The sequence below is a fragment of the Phytohabitans rumicis genome, assembly GCF_011764445.1.
Lineage (GTDB): Bacteria > Actinomycetota > Actinomycetes > Mycobacteriales > Micromonosporaceae > Phytohabitans > Phytohabitans rumicis.
Window position 1 is genome coordinate 603,663 of the sequence record NZ_BLPG01000002.1, and the last position, 18,727, is coordinate 622,389.

The following is an 18,727-nucleotide window of genomic DNA, read 5'->3' on the forward strand; positions in this document are numbered from 1 at the left end:
CACTCCGTCCGCGCCGTCCGCGCCGTCCGCGCCGTCCGCGCCGTCCGCGCCGTCCGCGCCGTCCGCGCCGTCCGCGCCGTCCGCCTCTTCCGCGCCGATCAAGGACTTCGGCGTCGATCAAGGGCGAATGGTCGTGGAAAAGAGATCCAAGCACGACCATATGCCCTTGATCGACGCGGAAGTCCTTGATCGACGTCGGGCCAGGGACGGCGGGCCAGGGACGGCGGGTCAGGGCCAGCGCGGTCAGGCGGAGGCGCGCCAGACGATGGGGTGGGTAGGAAGACGCCGGCGGTCTCGACGGACTTGCCGGCCAGTTGGCGCAGCACCAGGTCGGCGGCGCGGGCGCCGATCTCCTTGGCCGGTTGGTGCACGGTGGACAGGGCGGGCGCCGTGCGCTGGGCCCACGGGCTGTCGTCGAAACCGACGATGCCCACGTCGGCGGGGACGGCGCGGCCGGCCTCGCGCAGCGCCTGCATGGCGCCCGCGGCGACCGCGTCCGACGCGGCGAAGACGCCGTCGATGCCGGGCTCGCGCTGGAGCAGGGCGCGCATGCCGTCCATGCCGTCCGCGTAGTGGTAGAAGGCGACCTCGGCCACCAGGTCGGGGTCGAAGCGGTCGCCGAGCGCCTGCCGGAAGCCGGTGAGCCGGTCAGCGCCGGAATCGCGGTCCACGGCCGCGGCGATCATGCCGATCCGCCGGCGCCCGGTGCCGGCCAGCCGCTCGGTGATTGCCCGCGCGGAGCCGACGTTGTCGATCCCGACGAACGGGATGCCCTGCTCCAGGTCGGGCGGGTGGCCGACGAACGTGGCGGGCAGCCCGAGGTCGGCCACCAGCTGGGTGATCGGGTCGTGCGCCCGGGCCGACACGATGACGGCACCGTCGACGAAGCCGCCGCTGAGGTACTTGGTGATCCGCTCGGTGTCCCGGGCGGAGTCGATGACCAGGTTGACCATCTGGTAGTCGGCATCGGACAGCACGGCGTTGGCGCCGAGCATGATGGCGCCGATGTTGGGGTCCTCCAGCAGCAGGCTGTGTGGCTCGAGCACGAGGAAGCCGACGGCCTGGGACCGCTGCGTGACCAGGTTGCGCGCGGCGGTGTTGGGCACGTAGCCGACCTGCGCGATGGCGGCCTCGATGGCGGCGCGGGCGGTGGCGGAGACGTACCCGCCGTTGAGGACCCGGCTGACGGTGCCGCGGGATACGCCCGCGGCGGCCGCGACGTCATGCACCGTCGCTCGCTTCGACGCCCCCGCTGCCGGTACACGCGCACACTGTAGCGCCCCTCTTGACCTGAGCGAGCATCCGTGCCTAGTGTGTGCACGTTCACACATGTGCACGTGCACACACCACCTGACCTGGGAGGGAGCCGATGTTAGGTTCGGGCATCGTTCTGGGTTGCGACTACAACCCGGAACAGTGGTCCGCCGACGTCTGGCAGGAGGACGTACGGCTGATGCGACAGGCCGGCGTCGACCTCGTCGCGATCAACATCTTCGGCTGGTCCTACCTGGAGCCGCGGCCGGGCGAGTACGACTTCGCCGGGCTCGACCGCGTCGTGGAACTGCTGCACGAGCACGACATCAAGATCAATCTGGGTACGGGTACCTCGTCCCCGCCGCCCTGGCTGACCACCCTGCACCCGGAGATCCTGCCCACCGCGGCCGACGGCACCACGCGGTACCCGGGCGGGCGCCAGGCGTGGTGCCCCAGCTCGCCGATCTTCCGGCGCCGCGCGCTGGCGCTCGTCGAGCAGGTCGCCCGGCGGTACGGCGAGCACCCGGCCGTGGTGCTCTGGCACGTCTCCAACGAGCTGGGCTGCCACAACGCCCACTGCTACGACGAGGAGACCGCCGAGGCGTTCCGGCGCTGGCTGCGCAAGCGCTACGGCACGGTCGACGCCTTGAACGACGGGTGGGGCACCTCGTTCTGGAGCCAGCGGTACGGGGACTGGTCCGAGGTGGGCCTGCCCCGCCAGGCGCTGTCCGCCCGCAACCCCGGCCAGCAGCTCGACTTCCACCGGTTCAGCTCCGACGAGCTGCTGGACTACTACCGCGACGAGGTCGAGGTGCTGCGCCGGCACTCCACGGTGCCGATCACCACGAACTTCATGGTCACCGCCCACATCCGCAACCTGGACTACTGGACCTGGGCGCCGGAGATGGACGTCGTCGCCAACGACCACTACCTCGACCACCGGCTGGCGGCGCCCACCGCCGAGCTCGCCTTCGCCGCCGACCTCACCCGGGGTCTGGCCGGCGGGCAGCCGTGGATCCTCATGGAGCAGTCGGTCGGTGCGGTGAGCTGGCAGCCGCACAACCTGGCCAAGGCGCCGGGCGAGATGACCCGCAACTCGCTGACGCACGTCGCCCGCGGCGCCGACGCGGTGTGCTTCTTCCAGTGGCGCGCCTCGGCGCAGGGGGCGGAGAAGTTCCACTCGGCGCTGATCCCGCACGCCGGCACCGACACCGAAGCCTGGCGCGAGGTGCTGACCCTGTCGGCGACGCTGGACCGGCTGGACGAGGTCGCCGGCACCACCGTCGAGGCCGACGTGGCCGTCCTGTTCAGCTGGCAGTCGTGGTGGTCGTGCGACGGGGAGAGCCGCCCGTCGCACTCGGTGCGCTACCTGGACCAGGTGCACCGGGCGTACCAGGCGCTGCGCGACCTGGGGGTGACCGCCGACGTGCTGGCCCCGCCGCGGACCTGGACCGGTACCGGCTGGTCGTCGTGCCCTGCCTGCACCTGATCTCGGACCGCGAGGCGGCGGCCCTCGGCGCGTACGTGGCCGCCGGCGGGCACGTGCTCGTCACCTTCTACAGCGGCATCGTCGACCAGGACGACCGGGTACGCCTCGGCGGCTACCCCGGCGCGTTCCGCGACCTGCTGGGCGTCACGGTCGAGGAGTTCGGGCCGCTGCTGCCGGGCGACGAGGTGGCGCTGGACACCGGGGCGCGGGCCGGGCTGTGGACCGAGCGCCTGCGGACCACGACGGCCGAGCCGGTGGCCCGGTACGTCGACGGCCCGCTGCCCGGTGTCGCGGCCGTCACCCGCAACGCGTACGGCGCGGGCACGGCGTGGTACGTCGCCACCGAGCTGCGGCCCGACGCGCTGCGCGACGTGGTCCGCGATGCGGTCGGGGCGGCCGCCGTACGGCCGCTCGGCCCGGAGGGCGACGGCTCGGTGGAGGTGGTGCGCCGCAGCGACGGCCACCGCGGCTACCTGTTCGTCGTCAACCACGGCACCCATGACATCGAGTACGCGGTCACCGGCCAGGAACTGGTGACCGGCGACGCCGTGGACGGCCTGCTGCGGGTGCCGGCCGGCGCGGTCCGGGTGGTCCGGGAGGCGGTCCGATGACGGCGGCGGCGCGCCGGCGCCGGGTCTCGCATCCGGGCGCGATCGCCTTCTTCGTCCTGCCCTTCGGGGTGCTGTTCGCGCTGTTCTTCGTGCTGCCCATCGGGTACGCCGTCGTCCAGTCGCTGTACGTCGTGGAGCGCACCGGGACGTTCGGCCCGGCGCGGGAGGTGTTCGGCGGGCTGGCGCAGTACGCGCAGGTGTTCTCGAACGCGCCGTTCTGGCGGTCGGTCGGCCGGGTGCTGCTCTTCGGCGTCGTCCAGGTGCCGGTGATGCTGGGGTGGCCCTGCTGACCGCCCTGCTGCTGGACTCCGGGCTGGTCAAGGGCGGACGCTTCTTCCGGCTGGCGTTCTTCATGCCGTACGCGGTGCCCGGCGTGGTCGCGTCGATCATGTGGGGCTTCCTCTACTCGCCGAACCTGTCCCCGTTCACGGCGCTGACCCAGCGCGTCGACCTGCTCTCGGCGAACTACGTGCTGTGGGCGATGGCGAACGTCGTGACCTGGGTCTACGTCGGCTACAACATGATCATTATCTACTCGTACCTGCTGGCGATCCCGACGGAGATCTACGAGGCGGCCCGGCTCGACGGCGCCGGACCGGTCCGGGTCGCCTGGTCCATCAAGATTCCGCTGGTGGCGCCGGCCCTGGTGCTGACCACCGTGTTCTCCATCATCGGCACGCTGCAACTGCTGGCCGAGCCGCAGGTGTTCCGCAGCTTCAGCTCCGCGGTGTCCAGCACGTACACGCCCAACCTGACGGTCTACTCGACGTCCTCGATCCCGAACTTCCACCTGGCCGCCGCCTTCTCGGTCGTGCTGGCCCTGGCGACGTTCGCCCTGTCGTTCACCTTCCTCAAGATCACGCAACGAAAGGGGTTGCGGTGAAACCCGTGAGAGCGTGTTCACCCGGTCCGCGGCCATGGTGGTCATGGGGGTCTGCGCGGTCTACACCCTGCTGCCGGTGTGGTGGCTGATCGTCGCGGCGACCAAGAACCGGGCCCAGTTCACCGGCACCAGTCCCCTGTGGTTCGCCAACTTCGCGCTCGTCGACAACGTCCGCGAGCTGCTGACGTACCGCGACGGCGTGTTCCTGCGGTGGATGGCCAACAGCGTGGCCTACACCGGCGGCGCCGCCCTGTTCGGCACCCTGCTCGCGGCCATGTGCGGGTACGCGCTGTCGAAGTACCGCTTCCCCGGCCGGGAGGCGCTGTTCAACGTCGTACTCGGCGGCGTGCTCGTGCCGGCCACGGCGCTGGCCCTGCCGCTGTTCCTCATCTTCAGCTACGTCGGCGCGACCAACACGTTCTGGTCGGTGTTCCTGCCCAGCCTGGTCAACCCGTTCGGGGTCTACCTCGCGCAGATCTACGCCAGCGCCAGCGTGCCGGACGAACTGCTGGAGGCCGCGCGCATCGACGGCGCCGGCGAGGTGCGCACGTTCTTCACCGTCGGCAGCCGGCTGATGTTTCCGGGCCTCGTCACGATCTTCCTGTTCCACTTCGTCGCCGTCTGGAACAGCTTCCTGCTGCCACTGATCATGCTCGGCAACGAGCGGCTCTTCCCGGTCACCCTCGGCCTCTACACCTGGAACACGCAGGTCAACCAGCTCCCCGAGCTGCGCGGCCTGGTGCTCGTCGGCGCGCTGCTGTCCATCGCGCCCCTCGTCATCGCCTTCCTGCTGTTGGAGCGCTTCTGGCGCAACGGCCTCGCCACCGGGGCCGTGAAGTAGCACCCCCGAAAGGAACCCCATGAAACCCACGATCCGCTCGGTCAGCGTCCTGCTGGCCTCGACACTTGCCCTGGTCGCCTGCTCATCCGGCGGGGACGACTCCGCCTCCGGCGGCACCGCCGCGGGCGCCTGCGCGCCGTCCAGCGGCCCGGTCACGCTGACGTTCACCTCCTGGATCCCCGGCATCGAGGACGTGGTGAAGGTCTGGAACGCCAAGAACCCCAACATCCAGGTCACGGTGCAGACCGGCCCGAACGGCAACGGCGGCACGTACCAGAACTTCTTCAACCAGCTCAAGGCCGGCAACGCCCCCGACCTCGGCCAGATCGAGTACGACACGCTGCCGAGCTTCCGGGTCCAGGACGGCCTGGCGAACCTCGCCTCCTGCGACATCGTCACCGGCGCCAAGGACAAGTTCGTCGACTGGACCTGGAACCAGGTCACCTTCGGCGAGCAGAACTCCGTCTACGCCGTGCCCAGGACGCCGGCCCGATGGCGCTGTTCTACCGCGCCGACCTGTTCGAGAAGCACGGCATCGCGGTCCCCACCACGTGGGCGGAGTACGCCGCGGCGGCGGAGAAGGTCAAGGCCGCCGGCGGGTACATCACCAACTTCTCGCAGAGCGACGTGAACCAGTTCGCCGGGCTGGCCTGGCAGGCCGGCGGCCGCTGGTTCAGCAACGACGGTACACAGTGGAAGGTCGACTTCGCGGACGCGAAGACCACCGAGGTCGCCAACTACTGGCAGGACCTGCTCGACCGCAAGCTCGTCTCGGCCGTGCCGCCGTGGACCACCGAGTGGGACAACGCCTACAACACCGGCAAGGCGTGGACGTGGGTCTCCGCCGTCTGGGGCGCCAACTCGATCGCCAGCGGCGCGCCCGCCACCAAGGGCAAGTGGGCGGTGGCGCCGATGCCACAGTGGACCGCCGGCGACAAGTCCGCCGGCAACTGGGGCGGTTCGTCGACCGCTGTCTTCAAGAACTCCAAGCACGTGTACGAGGCGGCACAGTTCGCGCTGTGGCTCAACAGCTCCGACGAGGCGCTGACGCTGCTCAACCAGAAGGCGAACCTCTACCCGGCGACGAAGGCCGGCGCCACGCTGCCCGCGCTGACCAGCGGGGTGGAGTTCTACGGCGGCCAGAAGATCTACGAGGTCTTCGCCGAGGCGTCGGCGCAGGTGTCGCCCACGTTCGTCTGGGGCCCGATCATGACCAAGACGTACGCGGACGCCGCCGACGGCTTCAAGGCCGCCGTGTCCGGCCAGGGCACCCTCGCCGACGCTCTGAAGATCGCCCAGTCCTCCACCATCGAGGCCATGAAGTCCCAAGCCATCCCCGTCGCCGGCTAGCTCTCCCCGCCGCCGCGCCCCCTCGCCGGTAGATCGAGGGGGCGCGGCGCTACGCGCGGGCCACCTCCGATTCATCGAAGATGTTGACAGTCTAGGAAGGGACAGCAAAACTGGGAGCGCTTCCAATTCGTATTCTTCGATTCCTGGAGGGTCGATGAGACGTTTGCTCGCCGCACTGGCGGCCGGCACGGTGGCGGTCGGGCTCGTGTCGGTGGCGCTGCCCCGGGCGTTCGCGGCGGCCGGCTGCCGGGTCGACTACACGGTGATCAGCCAGTGGCAGGGCGGCTTCCAGGGCGACGTCAAGATAACCAACCTGGGCGACCCGGTCAGCAGTTGGTCGCTCGGCTTCGACTTCCCGACCGCGGCGCAGCGCGTCACGCAGGGCTGGAGCGCCACCTGGAGCCAGTCCGGCACCCGGGTCACGGCGACCAACATGTCCTGGAACGGCAGCCTCGCCACCAACGCGGCCACCACGCTCGGCTTCATCGGGGCCTGGTCGGGCACCAACCCGGTTCCCACCGCGTTCGCCCTCAACGGGGTGGCCTGCACCGGTGGCGTCAACCCGACCACGGCCCCGCCCACCTCGGTGCCGCCGACCACGGTGCCACCCACGACGGTGCCACCCACGACGACGCCGCCCGGCGGCCTCGCCCAGGCGCACACCGCCGGGCGGGTCAAGGTCTCCGCCGAGACCGCGCAGTTCAGCTGGCCGGGCGTCTACTTCGAGGGCCGGGTCCGCGGCACCGGCGTCGGTGTCGTGCTCAACGACCACAACAGCGACTACGAGATCCAGGTCGACGGCGCGACCGCCGCCACCCTGGCGTTGCCCGCCGCGGGCACCCACTGGGTCAACAACCTCACCAACACCGAGCACACGGTGCGCCTCGTCAAGCGGAACGAGAGCCCCTGGTCCACCGGCGCGTTCGGCGGCTTCGTCGCCGCGCCCGGCGGCGCGGTCCTGGCCAAGCCCACCGCGCGGACCCGACAGATCGAGTTCATCGGCGACTCGCACACCGCCGGGTACGGCAACATGTCCACCACCCGCGACTGCTCCGGCGACCAGGTCAACCGCACCACCAACGCGGACAAGAGCTTCGGCGCCATGACCGCCAAGCGGCTGAACGCCGACTACCAGGTCAACGCGTTCTCCGGCCGCGGCATGGTGCGCAACTACAACGGCGGCGAGCCCGGCACCGACTTCCGCACCTACTACGACCGCGCCCTGCTCGCCGTGCCCGGCGACGTCTGGACCGTGCCCGCCAGCTGGCGCCCGCAGCTGATCGTCGTCGGCCTCGGCATCAACGACTTCTCCACCGCCATCAACTCGGGCGAGCCGTGGACCGCCGCCAGCCTGATCACCGCGTACCGCACGGCGTACCACGGCTTCCTCGACAAGCTGCGCGCCCGGTACGGCAGCACCGCCGTCATCGTGGTGGTCGCCGCGTACATGTCCAACACGACGGCCCTGTCCGACGCCACCCAGCAGGTCGTCCGGGAGCGCAACACCCAGGGCGACAGCCGGGTGCGGCACTTCGCGTACGGCGAGACCGGCCTGGACCTGCTCGGCTGCCACTGGCATCCGTCGCTGCACGACCACCAGGTCATCTCCGACTCGCTCACCACCTTCGTCGGCACGCTCCCCTGACCTGGTAGCGCATGGCGGCCGGCCCGCAGCCGGGATAGCCTGCGGGCCGTGAGAATAGGTGTGCTCGGCGCCGCCCGCATCACCCCCGCGGCCCTGATGAGGCCCGCCCGGGTCGTCGGCGGCGTCGAGGTCGGAGCGGTCGCGGCCCGGGACCGCCGCCGGGCCGCGACCTTCGGCTCCCGGTACGGCGTCCAGGTGGTGCACGACTCGTACGCCGACGTGGTGGCCGATCCGTCGCTGGACGCGGTCTACATCCCGCTGCCCAACGGCAAGCACGCACAGTGGACACTGGCCGCGCTGGCGGCCGGCAAGCACGTGCTGTGCGAGAAGCCGTTCACCGCCAACGCGGCGCAGGCGCGCGAGGTGGCCGCCGCCGCGGAGCGCACCGGCCTGGTGGTGATGGAGGCGTTCCACTACCGGTACCACCCGGTGGCCCGGCGGATGCTCGAGATCCTCCACAGTGGTGAGTTGGGTGCGGTCCAGCGGGTGGACACGGCGCTGTGCTTCCCGCTGCCCCGGTTCTCCGACATCCGGTACGACTTCGGCCTGGCCGGCGGCGCGCTGATGGACGCCGGCTGCTACGCCGTACACTCGCTGCGCCTGCTGTCCCCCGGCGAGCCGGCGCTCAAGGCGGCGCGCGCCCTGACGCTGCGCCGGGACCGGCGGATCGACCGGGCGATGACCGCGCTGTTCGACCTTCCGGGCGGTGCCACCGGCCGCATCCGGGCCTCGATGTGGTCCTCGACGCTGCTGTCCATGCGGGCCACCGTCGTCGGCGAGCGCGGCACCATGACGGTCAACAACTACCTCGCCCCGCATCTGTGGTCGCGCTTCACGGTGACCGTCGACGGCCGGCGCCGCCGCGAGCCGGTCGACCGCGAGCCCACGTACGTCCACCAACTGCGCGCGTTCGCCGCCGCGGTCGGCGGCGAGCCGGCCAACCTCACCCCGCCCGCGGACTCGGTCGCCACGATGTCCCTGATCGACGACATCTACACGGCGGCCGGCCTCCCCTTGCGCACCTGACCCGGCGTGGACTAGCTTAAAATTTGAATGAACTGCGGAGCGTGACGACAGCCTTCCGGAGGTAGTCATGTCCACCTGGGACGCGACGACATACGAGGCCAAAGACAATCTGCTACGCGTGGTACGCGGTGAGGCCGAGCGCTTCTTCGCGCTCGCCTCCGACCCGGCCCGCTGGACGGCGCCCACCGCGTGCCCGGAGTGGGAGGTGCGGGACCTCGTCGGGCACCTGATCGACGTCACCGAGAGCTACTTCGTGTCCTTCGACGCCGCCCGGAGCGGCGGGCAGGTGCCCGACGCGCTCGGGACGCAGGCGATGCAGACGGGGCTGGACGACGGCGCGAAGGCGCTGCGGCCGCTGAGCCAGGAGGAGGCGGTCGGGCGGCTGCGCGGCGACTTCGCCAAGCTGATGGAGATGTGCGAGGCGCTCGGGCCGGACGAGTGGAGCGGGTTCCTCGTGCCGCACAAGTACATGGGGCCCCTGCCGGCCTACTTCTACCCGACCTTCCAGCTCATGGACTACGGCGTGCACTCCTGGGACATCCGGCAGGGCACCGGCCAGGCCCACGGCCTGTCCGCCGACGCCGCCGACCTGCTGGTGCCGTTCATGTTCATCCTCTGGCAGGCCACCACCAATCCGCCGGTCGAGGCCGAGAAGTGCCAGATCGGGGTACGCGTCAACGGCGGCAACAACGCCGGCTCCTGGCGGATCAGCGCCGGCCCGTCCGGGATGTCGTACGAGCCGGGGTCGGTCGACGACCTGCCCGCCGCGCTCGACTTCGACCCGGGCAGCTTCGTACTCACCACGTTCGGGCGCAGCAACTCGGGCACCATCAGCGGCGACATGGCGGTGGCCGAGCGCTACCTGAACCTCTTCTTCCGGATCTAGGGACCAGCCATGACCGACTACGCGGCGATCGACGCCGACCGGGACGAGATCCGCAAGGAACACCTGCGGACCGACCGGCCGCCGAGCAGCGCGCGGGGCGTGCACCACGTGGCACTGCTCAGCTCCGACGTGCGGCGGACGATCGAGTTCTACCAGGGCCTGCTGGAGTTCCCGCTCACCGAGATCTTCGAGAACCGCGACTACCGCGGCTCCAACCACTTCTTCTTCGACATCGGCAACGGCAACCTGCTCGCGTTCTTCGACTTCCCCGGCCTCGACCTCGGCCCGTACGCGGAGGTGCTGGGCGGCCTGCACCACGTCGCCATCTCCGTGGAGCCGGAGCGCTGGCAGAAGCTGCGCGACAAGCTCGACGCGGCGGCCGTGCCATACCTGCTGGAGAGTGGGTCGTCGATCTACTTTCAGGACCCGGACGGCGCCCGCGTCGAGCTGATCGCCGACCCGCTCGGCGAGATGTACGGCAACGCCGTGCTCTGACCCCACCGCAGCTGCACGCAGCAGGCGCCCGGCGCGGGTACCAGCAAGGCGTCGAGGTCGGCGTCGAGCCCGCGGGTCAGGCCGCGGAGGAAGGCGAGGTTCAGCCCGCAGACCAGGGCCGTCTGGCGGGCCGCGAGGGCGTGGAACGGACAGTTGCGTAGCAGGATACGGTCCGGTTGCGGCGCCGGCTCGTACCCGAGATCGACAAGGACCTCGACGGGGGTGGCGCGGCCGCGCAGGCCGCTCCCGACGGCCTGGCCGCGCTCTTGCGCCAGGCGCTCGGCGGCGCGCGCGCTGTCGTCCGGGTCGGCGGCGACGGCGTCGGCGAGGATCTCGGCGATGAGCTCGTAGCGGCGCTCCGGCACGGTGACCGCCACCCCGTCCCCGGCCGGCTCGTACACCTTCGGGGTGCGCCCGCGCCCGCGCGGCTGGCCGGCGGGGGTCTGATACCCGGCGCGCAGCAGCCCACCCTCCACCAGCTTGTCCAGGTGAAACGCGGCCAGGCCGCGGGACATGCCGGTGGCGTCGGCGGCCTCGTCCCGGCCGACCGGATGGTCCTGGTGCCGCACGTAGTCGTACAGGGCGCGCCGGGACCGGTCGGCCAGCATGGCCACGGCATCCCACCGTGCTCGGTCTTGAGGTGCGCGAGCCATGTGGCGAGAATATCACCAACGGGCGCTGTTGAAATTCCGCGGCGGAAGGGGCAGCATCACCATTAAGACCAACGTCCGTTGGCGGAAATGAGGTACCTGAGGTGACGCTGACGCCGCTGCGGGTCGTCCGGGACCAGGGCCGCGACCTGGAGGCCGCCGAGCGCGCGGCGGCCGACTTCCTCACCGCGCTCGGCGTCGAACTGGACTCCGACAGCCTGGCCGAGACCCCCGGGCGGATGGCGCGGGCCTACGCCGAACTGCTCAGCCCGCGCGAGTTCCGGCTCACCACCTTCCCCAACGACGAGGGGTACGACGAGCTGGTGCTCGCCCGCGCGATCCCGATCCGGTCGGTGTGCGAGCACCACCTGCTGCCGTTCGTCGGCGTCGCACACGTCGGCTACCTGCCCGGCACGCGCATCCTCGGCCTGTCCAAGCTCGCCCGCGTCGTCGAGCTCTTCGCCCACGGTCCCCAGGTGCAGGAGCGCCTCACCAAGCAGGTCGCGGACTGGCTGGCCGAACACCTGCGGCCCAAGGGCGTCGGCGTCGTCATCGAGGCCGAGCACCTGTGCATGACGCTGCGCGGCGTCCGTGCCGCCGGCGCCAGCACCATCACCTCCACCCTGCTCGGCGAGCTGCGCGAGGACCCCCGCTCGCGGGCCGAGTTCTTCATCCTGGCCGGACTGGGCCAGGGCTGACCGTGTTCATGGAACGGAGACCGGCATGGCTTTCGTGATCGTCGGTGCCGGGCTCGCCGGCGCCAAGGCCGCGCAGACACTGCGCGAAGAGGGCTTCGACGGCGACGTCACGCTCATCGGCACCGAGCCGGAGCGGCCGTACGAACGGCCGCCGCTGTCCAAGGGCGTCCTGCTCGGCGACGCCGAACGCGACAGCGTGTACGTGCACCCCGCCGACTGGTACGCCGCGCACGACATCGACCTGCGCGCCGGCACCACCGTCACCGGCATCGACCGGGCGCGGCGGCGCGTGCATCTGGAGGACGGCGAGTCACTGGTGTACGACCGGCTGCTGCTGGCCACCGGGTCGGCCCCGCGCCACCTGCCCGTGCCCGGCGCCGACCTCGACGGGGTGCTGTACCTGCGTACCCTCGCCGACATCGACCGCGTCGCCGCCGCCGCGGTCGACGGCGCCCGGCTCGTCATCGTCGGCGCCGGCTGGATCGGCCTGGAGGTCGCCGCCGCGGCCCGCCACCGCGGCGCCGCCGTCACCGTCGTGGAGGCCGCCGACCTGCCGCTGCAGCAGGTGCTCGGCACCCAGATCGCCGGCGTCTTCGCCGACCTGCACCGCGAGCACGACGTACGCTTCCACTTCGGCGTCCAGGTCGAGCGGCTGAACGGCACCGGCCACGTCACCTCCGTCCGGCTGACCGACGGCACCGACCTGCCCGCCGACGCGGTGCTCGTCGCCGTCGGCGCCCGGCCGCTCACCGACCTGGCCGAGGCCGCCGGCCTTTCGGTCGACAACGGCGTCACCGTGGACGCCAGCCTGCGCACCAGCGACCCGCACGTGTACGCCGCCGGCGACGTCGCGAACCTGCTCCACCCGCTACTCGGCGAGCGGATCCGTGTCGAGCACTGGTCCAACGCGCTGCACTCCGGGCCGGCCGCGGCGCGCGCGATGCTGGGCCAGGACGTGCGCTACGACCGGCTCCCGTACTTCTTCACCGACCAGTACGACCTGGGCATGGAGTACCGCGGCTGGGCCCCGCGCGGGACGTACGACCAGGTGGTGATCCGCGGCGACGGCGACAAGCGCGAGTTCCTCGCGTTCTGGTTGCGCGACAGCCGCGTCCTGGCCGCCATGAACGTCAACATCTGGGACGCCAACGACCACCTCGACGCCCTCGTCCGAGCCGGCCTATCCGGCACCCCCGCCAACCCCAACCTCCTCCCCTAGCCCCCGCCCTCCCCCGTCGCGCCCTCCTCCGTCGCGCGTGGCCCGCCGCGCCCCGCCGCGCCCGCGCCTCGCGCCCCGCCGCGCCCGCGCCTCGCGCCCCCTCTCCTCGTCGATCAAGGGCATATGGTCGTGCTTTGATCTCCGATCCACGACCATATGTCCTTGATCGACGGCCTTTTCCTTGATCGGCGCGGTGGCGGCGGCACCCCGCCGTGCGCCGGCACCCCGCCGTGCGCCGGCACCGCCGCACGCCGCCGCCCGGCCACGCCGTCGATCAAGGGCTTTCGCGTCGATCAAGGGCATATGGTCGTGGATCGGAGATCAAACCACGACCATTCGCCCTTGATCGACGGGCAAGCCCTTGATCGACGAGGGAGCCCTTGATCGGCGAGGGAAAGCGGCGGCCGGACGGCGTGGACCGGCGGTGGGGCGGCGGGATGGTAGGACGATGGGCGGTCAGGTCGAGACGGGTTGCAGTCCGGCGACGAAGGCGGCGAACTCGGCCCGCTGCGCCTCGGTCATCGGCTCCTTCGGGACCGTGATCGCCTGGATCTTGCTGAACATCACGTACCAGGCGTCCGGGTCTCGATGACCTTCCCGAGGCCGGCCCAGCGGAAGCGCGTCTCGGCGAGCGGGTAAGTCACCGTGATCCACTCGTCGTCCATGGTCAGGTGCAGGCCCTCCCGGATGACGTTCGACTGCATGCCCACCGCCCGGGACACCGTGATCGGCCCGATCGCCACCGCGAAGAACAACCCGAGGAAGACGACGCCGTAGGAGAGCACCACCGACGGGTCCAGGGCCACCAGGAGCAGGCCGAGGAGGACCAGCGCCACGCCGATGAGGCGGACGCGCTGCGTCTGCGGGCGCAGGACGAAGGTGAGCGTGCGCCGCAGCCGCGCCTCGTCGTACGGGACCCACACGGAAATCTGCATCCGCCGATCCTAGGGCCTGTGTCGCAGTGGATGACCGGGCTGCGGCGGACCCAGGCGGCGGTCCGGCCCCCACTGCGACACAGGCCCTAGAGAGCCCCACGGTACCGGGCGACGGCGGCGGTCGTCCGGCTGCCGCCGAGGCCGACGACGCCGACCAGGTCGCCGTCGCGGTGGTAGCCGACGACGACGTCGCCGTCCAGGTCGCCGTCCAGTACGCGGATGCCGCCGGCGCCGAGCGCGGGGCGCCGATGGCTTGCAGGCGCTCGGCGTACTGGTCGCTCCAGAAGGTCGGCAGCGGGGCGAACGGGGCGCCGTCGAGCGGCGTGCCGGACAGGCCCGCGACCAGCGTGCGGGCGGCACGCTTGGCGGTGTCGCCGGGGATGCTCCAGTGCTCGACCCGGCGGGGTACGCCGTCGTAGCGGGCGTTCGGGAACCGGGCGACGTCGCCGACCGCCACCGCGTACGGCAGTCCTTCGACGCGGAGGTGGCCGTCGCAGAGCACGCCGTCGGACAGGTCGAGGCCGTTGCCGGCGAGCCATTCGGTGTTGGACTGCGAGCCGACGGCCTCCACCACGACGTCGCAGGACAGCGCGGCGCCGTCGTCGAGGATCACCTTGCCGGTCTCGAACCGGTCCACGGTCCGTCCCAAGTGGAACCTCACGCCCCGGCTCTGGTGGCGGCGCAGCAGGGCGGCGGCCAGCGGCTCGCCGAGCGGGCCGACCATCGGCAGCGGCAGCGGGTCGACGACGGTCACCTCGGCGCCGAGGTGACGGGCCGTGGCGGCCACCTCGCAGCCGATGAACCCGGCGCCGACGACCACCAGCCGTACCCCCGGGGTGAGCGCGGCGCGCAGCCGCACAGCGTCGTCGAGCGTGCGCAGCACGAGCCCGCCGGGGCCTGCGCCCTGCTGGCCGGCTCGCTCCGCTCGCGTCGTCCCCGGCTGCCGGCTCAATTCGGGCTGATCGCTCCGCGCCCAGCCCTGAATTGATCCGGCCCCGGGACGGGCAGCCGGCGCGGCCGCAGCCCGGTCGCCACGACGAGCCCGTCGAACGGCAGCGGCTCACCGTCTCCGAGGGTCAGCACACGAGTAGTGAGGTCTACTGTGGACGCTTTAACACCGAGCCGCCAGGTCACGTCGGCGACGCTGGCCCGCGGCCGGAACGCCAGTGAGTCGAACGGCGCCGCGCCGGCGAGGGCCTCTTTGGACAGTGGCGGCCGGTTGTACGGCATGTACGGTTCGGCGCCGATGACCACAATCTCGCCGGTCCAGCCGGCGGCGCGCAGTTGCTCGGCCGCGCGCAGGCCACCCAGCGAGGCGCCGACGATCGCGATCCGCTCAGCCATCGATCCGGATCGCCTGCAGTGGACAGACGTCGGCGGCCTCCTCCACCGCGTCCCGCAGCGCCCCGTCCGGCTCGGCGACGAAGCCCAGCTTGCCGGCGTCGTCGAGGTGGAAGACCTCGGGCGCGGCGAACACGCACTGGCCGTGGTCCTGGCACTTGGCAAGGTCGACGACGACCCTCATTGCGACCCCCTACGAGGTGGGCGGACGCCGCGGAACTCCCAGTCACCGCCGAGCGCGGTGGACAGGACCTCCTCGGACTCGGTGGGTTGGGCTCCGCAGTCGGCGCGGACGGGCGTGGGCCGGTGACGATGTGGTTGGTCAGCTTCCCGAGGCCCTCGACCTCGACCTCGACCACGTCGCCGGGCTGGACGGGACGGGAGCGGGCCGGCGTGCCGGACAGCAGGACGTCGCCGGGGTACAGGGTGATGGTGCGGGCGATGTCGGCGACGAGGTAGTGCATGTCCCAGGTCATCTCGTCGGTCGAGCCGTCCTGGACGACGGCGCCGTTGACGTACGTGCGCAGCCGCTTGCCGCGGAAGTCCCAGTCGGTCACCAGGCCGGGCCCGAGCGGGCACAGCGTGTCCGAGCCCTTGACCCGCAGCATCGATCCGGCGTCGGTGTCACGGAAGTCGTGCAGGCCGTAGTCGTTCGCGATGGTGTAGCCGGCGATGTGGGCGCCGGCCTCGGCGGGCGCGACGTTGCGGCAGGTGCGGCCGATGACGATGGCGACCTCGCCCTCGTAGTTGAGGTACTTGCAGCCCGCCGGCCGCACGATCGCGCCGCCGTGGGCGTTGAGCGACGAGGTGGGCTTGTGGAAGTACGTGGGCGCGGCCGGCAGGGTGGTCATGAACTCCTCGACCCGGCTGCGGTGGTTGAGGTGCACCGCCACGATCTTGGTGGGCACCACGGGCGGCAGATGGGTGGCCGTTTCGGCGAGGACGCGGCGGCCGTCGCCGGCGACCAGTTCCTCGCCGTCGCGGACGACGTCGACGACGGCCCCGTCGAGCAGGATCCTGCGGTATTCGGGCATCCTCAGCTCCAGCCGTGCGGGGGGCGGTCGAACCAGACGTGCACCTGGCCGGTGCCGACCGCGTTCTCGTACTCGCTGTAGAGGCGGCCGGGCGCCGTGCACCGCTGCTCGCCGAGCGCGCCGATCATCATCAGGTAGTGGCCGAACCGGGCCTCCGGCTTGACCTTCAGAAACTCCGGCATGGTGGAAAGGACCAGGTCGTGCCGGCCCTGCTCGAACCAGCCGATGCGCCGCAGGTCGGCCTCGTGGGCGGCCGCGGTGAAGATGTGCCTGGGGTCGCTGGCCTCGTGGTCGCGGATCTGGCGCAGCGGCCAGAACGTGTGCGACAGCGCGCCGGACGCGATCAGCAGCACCTTGCGGTCGGTGGCGGCGATGCCGTCCGCGAGGGCGCGGCCCAGGCGAAGGCTGTCCTCGCTGTCCGCGGTCTGGCAGACGCCGATGGACATCCACCGCTTCTCCGGTACGCCCAGGTACGTCCACAGGTTCGTGGTGGCGTAGAAGATCGGCAGGTACGGGTCGTCGATCGGGGTGATCCAGGTGCCGTGCTTGTCGGCGTGCGCGGCGATCGCGTGGGCCAGCTCCGGGTCGCCGGGGAAGTCGTACGGCATGCGGCACATGCCGCGCGGCAGTTCCTCGGAGGTGAACAGGCCGGCGCGGCGGCTCTGCGCGGTCACCACGAACTCGACCGTGGTCGCCCAGTGCGAGTCGAGCACCACGACTGTGTCGTAGTCGAGGGTCTCGAACACCTCGGCGCGCAGCCGCTTCAGGCCCGGTACGAGGCTGATCTCCTTGCCCTCGTTGATCTCGCGCCGTTCGGCCTCGGGCAGCACGATCGTGGGTACGTGCGAGAGCAGGCCCGCACCGACGACCTCACCCATGGTTCCGCCATCCTTCCGGTGCCGTGACGGTGTTCTTGACGTCGCAGTAGAAGTCGAAGCTCCAGGTGCCGCCCTCGCGGCCGACGCCGGACTGCCGGGAGCCGCCGAACGGCGCCCGCAGGTCGCGGACGAAGAAGCAGTTGACCCAGACGGTGCCGGCGACCAACCGCGCGCTCACCCGGGCCGCCCGCGACGGATCCCCGGTGACGACCACGGCGGCGAGGCCGAACCGGGTGCCGTTGGCCAGCGCCACCGCCTCCTGCTCGGTGCCGAACGTCTGCAGGGTCAGCACCGGGCCGAAGATCTCCTCGGTGAGCGCCTCGGCGCCGGGTGGGAGCCCGGTCAGCAGCGTGGGCCGGTAGTACAGGCCGCCGAGGTCGGTGTTGGGGCCGCCGCCGACGGCCGCGCGGGCGCCGGAAGCGAGGGCCCGGCGTACGAAGCCGTCGACGCGGGCGAGGTGGTCGGCGTGGATGTTCGGGCCGATGTCGGTGTCCTCGTCGCGCGGGTCGCCCTGCCGCAGCGCGTGGACCCGGGCCACGAAGCGGGCGGTGAACTCGTCCGCGACCGCCGAGTCGACCAGCAGCCGGGTGCCGGACAGGCACACCTGCCCGGCGTTGTCGTACTGCTCGACGGCCAGGTCCACGGCCAGGTCGAGGTCGGCGTCGGCGAACACCAGCAGCGGCGACTTGCCACCCAGCTCGAAGCTGGTCGGCACCAGGTTCGCGGCGGCCGCGGCGGCGATGCGCCGGGCGGTCGGCACCGAGCCGGTGAAGCTGATCCGGCGTACGTCCGGGTGCCCGACCAGGGCGGCGCCGGCCTCCGCCCCGTACCCCTGGACCACGTTGAGCACGCCCGGCGGCAGGCCGGCCTCGGCGGCGATGTCGGCCAGCAGCGAGGCGGTCAGCGGCGACCATTCGGCCGGCTTGAGGACCACCGTGTTGCCGGCGGCCAGGGCCGGCGCGACCTTCCAGGTGGCCAGCATCAGCGGCGCGTTCCACGGCGTGATGAGCACGCACGGGCCGGCCGGGTCCCAGCTGACGTGGTTGGTGTGGCCGCGGGTGTCGAAGTCGTCGTGGCGCAGACCGGTGAGCCAGTCGGCGAAGAACCGGAAGTTGTGCGCGACCCGGGGCATCACTCCGCGCCGGTGCGAGCGCAGCAGCGCGCCGTTGTCGGTGGTCTCGACGATCGCGAGCTCCTCCAGGCGCTTGTCCACCCCGTCCGCGACGGCGTGCAGGATCCGGGCGCGCTCGTCGCGGCCGGTCGCCGCCCAGGCCGGGAACGCATCGCGAGCCGCGACGACCGCCGCGTGCGCCTCGTCCGCTCCGCCGCGCGCGACCTCGGCGAGCAGCGTGCCGTCGATCGGCGAACGGTCGGGGAACGTCTGCGCCGAGGCGACCCGTTCGCCCCCGATCCAGTGCCGCGTGTCCACCGCCACGCCTGCCACCGTGTTCATCCGCGCCTCCACATATCGTTTGGCTCCAAATAACATAGG

21 protein-coding genes and 3 pseudogenes are annotated in these 18,727 nt (G+C 71.6%); 15 read left to right on the plus strand and 9 right to left on the minus strand.

Going from position 1 to position 18,727, the window contains the following annotated elements:
• Positions 1-98: 98 nt before the first annotated feature.
• A complete protein-coding gene (locus Prum_RS46400; RefSeq protein ID WP_246278789.1) occupies positions 99-1,229 on the minus strand; it encodes a LacI family DNA-binding transcriptional regulator in 1,131 nt (376 codons plus the stop codon).
• Positions 1,230-1,453: 224 nt separating this feature from the next.
• On the opposite strand from Prum_RS46400, the pseudogene Prum_RS46405 reads away from it, so the two are divergent.
• The 11 genes and pseudogenes from Prum_RS46405 to Prum_RS46440 form a co-directional block, all read left to right on the plus strand.
• Positions 1,454-3,087: pseudogene (locus tag Prum_RS46405) on the plus strand (beta-galactosidase); the annotation flags it as partial.
• Positions 3,088-3,186: 99 nt separating this feature from the next.
• Positions 3,187-3,354, plus strand: coding sequence for a Beta-galactosidase C-terminal domain (locus Prum_RS53265; protein WP_246278852.1), 168 nt, complete (start codon positions 3,187-3,189; stop codon positions 3,352-3,354).
• Positions 3,351-3,644, plus strand: coding sequence for an ABC transporter permease family protein (locus tag Prum_RS53270; protein ID WP_246278790.1), 294 nt, complete (start codon positions 3,351-3,353; stop codon positions 3,642-3,644). Before Prum_RS53265 ends, Prum_RS53270 begins: the two co-directional genes overlap by 4 nt.
• Positions 3,632-4,237 carry a carbohydrate ABC transporter permease gene (locus Prum_RS46410; protein WP_246278791.1) on the plus strand — a complete coding sequence of 202 codons (606 nt, stop codon included), beginning with the start codon at positions 3,632-3,634 and terminating at the stop codon, positions 4,235-4,237. The genes Prum_RS53270 and Prum_RS46410 overlap by 13 nt, the downstream gene beginning before the upstream one ends.
• Positions 4,238-4,250: 13 nt before the next feature.
• Entirely contained in the window at positions 4,251-5,078 is an 828-nt protein-coding gene (locus tag Prum_RS46415) for a carbohydrate ABC transporter permease (RefSeq protein ID WP_246278792.1), read from the plus strand.
• 19 nt (positions 5,079-5,097) lie between these two features.
• Positions 5,098-5,709: an ABC transporter substrate-binding protein gene (locus tag Prum_RS54285; RefSeq protein ID WP_281369166.1), complete on the plus strand. Its 612-nt coding sequence runs from the start codon at positions 5,098-5,100 to the stop codon at positions 5,707-5,709.
• On the plus strand, positions 5,613-6,428 hold the full coding sequence (locus Prum_RS54290) for an extracellular solute-binding protein (protein WP_281369175.1): 816 nt from the start codon (positions 5,613-5,615) through the stop codon (positions 6,426-6,428). The genes Prum_RS54285 and Prum_RS54290 overlap by 97 nt, the downstream gene beginning before the upstream one ends.
• Before the next feature lie 154 nt (positions 6,429-6,582).
• Positions 6,583-8,073 (plus strand): cellulose binding domain-containing protein, encoded by a 1,491-nt coding sequence (locus Prum_RS46425; RefSeq protein WP_173085750.1) that lies wholly within the window; start codon positions 6,583-6,585, stop codon positions 8,071-8,073.
• A 48-nt stretch (positions 8,074-8,121) separates the two neighbouring features.
• The gene (locus Prum_RS46430) at positions 8,122-9,099 is read left to right on the plus strand and encodes a Gfo/Idh/MocA family protein (RefSeq protein ID WP_218577920.1); all 978 of its coding nucleotides are present in this window, start codon (positions 8,122-8,124) and stop codon (positions 9,097-9,099) included.
• A 67-nt stretch (positions 9,100-9,166) separates the two neighbouring features.
• Positions 9,167-9,985 (plus strand): maleylpyruvate isomerase family mycothiol-dependent enzyme, encoded by an 819-nt coding sequence (locus Prum_RS46435; protein WP_173085752.1) that lies wholly within the window; start codon positions 9,167-9,169, stop codon positions 9,983-9,985.
• A 9-nt stretch (positions 9,986-9,994) separates the two neighbouring features.
• On the plus strand, positions 9,995-10,480 hold the full coding sequence (locus tag Prum_RS46440; protein ID WP_173085754.1) for a VOC family protein: 486 nt from the start codon (positions 9,995-9,997) through the stop codon (positions 10,478-10,480).
• Here Prum_RS46440 and Prum_RS46445 read toward each other — a convergent pair.
• Complete coding sequence (locus tag Prum_RS46445; RefSeq protein ID WP_246278853.1) at positions 10,405-11,088, minus strand: helix-turn-helix transcriptional regulator; 684 nt, start codon at positions 11,086-11,088, stop codon at positions 10,405-10,407. The genes Prum_RS46440 and Prum_RS46445 overlap by 76 nt on opposite strands.
• 146 nt (positions 11,089-11,234) lie before the next feature.
• On the opposite strand from Prum_RS46445, the gene folE reads away from it, so the two are divergent.
• Both folE and Prum_RS46455 read left to right on the plus strand, forming a co-directional pair.
• Positions 11,235-11,828, plus strand: a complete 594-nt coding sequence (gene folE, locus Prum_RS46450) for a GTP cyclohydrolase I FolE (protein WP_173085756.1) — start codon at positions 11,235-11,237, stop codon at positions 11,826-11,828.
• 25 nt (positions 11,829-11,853) lie between these two features.
• Positions 11,854-13,047 carry an NAD(P)/FAD-dependent oxidoreductase gene (locus Prum_RS46455; RefSeq protein ID WP_173085758.1) on the plus strand — a complete coding sequence of 398 codons (1,194 nt, stop codon included), beginning with the start codon at positions 11,854-11,856 and terminating at the stop codon, positions 13,045-13,047.
• A gap of 563 nt (positions 13,048-13,610) precedes the next feature.
• Here the strand turns inward: Prum_RS46455 and Prum_RS53275 are convergent.
• Positions 13,611-13,982, minus strand: a complete 372-nt coding sequence (locus Prum_RS53275; protein WP_173085760.1) for a YcxB family protein — start codon at positions 13,980-13,982, stop codon at positions 13,611-13,613.
• A 26-nt stretch (positions 13,983-14,008) separates the two neighbouring features.
• On the opposite strand from Prum_RS53275, the gene Prum_RS53280 reads away from it, so the two are divergent.
• Complete coding sequence (locus Prum_RS53280) at positions 14,009-14,401, plus strand: hypothetical protein (RefSeq protein ID WP_246278793.1); 393 nt, start codon at positions 14,009-14,011, stop codon at positions 14,399-14,401.
• A 53-nt stretch (positions 14,402-14,454) separates the two neighbouring features.
• On the opposite strand, the pseudogene Prum_RS55625 reads toward Prum_RS53280, so the two are convergent.
• From Prum_RS55625 to Prum_RS55630, 4 genes and pseudogenes are all read right to left on the minus strand, one after another.
• Positions 14,455-14,865, minus strand: a pseudogene (locus Prum_RS55625) (FAD-dependent oxidoreductase); the annotation flags it as partial.
• 65 nt (positions 14,866-14,930) lie between these two features.
• Positions 14,931-15,326 carry an FAD-dependent oxidoreductase gene (locus Prum_RS50445; protein ID WP_218577923.1) on the minus strand — a complete coding sequence of 132 codons (396 nt, stop codon included), beginning with the start codon at positions 15,324-15,326 and terminating at the stop codon, positions 14,931-14,933.
• Positions 15,319-15,507: a ferredoxin gene (locus tag Prum_RS46470; RefSeq protein WP_173085762.1), complete on the minus strand. Its 189-nt coding sequence runs from the start codon at positions 15,505-15,507 to the stop codon at positions 15,319-15,321. The genes Prum_RS50445 and Prum_RS46470 overlap by 8 nt, the downstream gene beginning before the upstream one ends.
• Before the next feature lie 184 nt (positions 15,508-15,691).
• Positions 15,692-16,174 (minus strand): annotated as a pseudogene (locus Prum_RS55630) (fumarylacetoacetate hydrolase family protein); the annotation flags it as partial.
• Between Prum_RS55630 and Prum_RS53290 the strand changes: the two are divergent.
• Positions 16,139-16,438: a hypothetical protein gene (locus Prum_RS53290; protein ID WP_246278795.1), complete on the plus strand. Its 300-nt coding sequence runs from the start codon at positions 16,139-16,141 to the stop codon at positions 16,436-16,438. The pseudogene Prum_RS55630 and the gene Prum_RS53290 sit on opposite strands and share 36 nt — an antisense overlap.
• On the opposite strand, the gene Prum_RS46480 is transcribed toward Prum_RS53290, so the two are convergent.
• On the minus strand, positions 16,360-17,235 hold the full coding sequence (locus tag Prum_RS46480; RefSeq protein ID WP_173085764.1) for a 3,4-dihydroxyphenylacetate 2,3-dioxygenase: 876 nt from the start codon (positions 17,233-17,235) through the stop codon (positions 16,360-16,362). The genes Prum_RS53290 and Prum_RS46480 overlap by 79 nt on opposite strands.
• On the minus strand, positions 17,228-18,688 hold the full coding sequence (locus tag Prum_RS46485; protein WP_173085766.1) for an aldehyde dehydrogenase: 1,461 nt from the start codon (positions 18,686-18,688) through the stop codon (positions 17,228-17,230). The genes Prum_RS46480 and Prum_RS46485 overlap by 8 nt, the downstream gene beginning before the upstream one ends.
• Positions 18,689-18,727 lie beyond the last annotated feature (39 nt).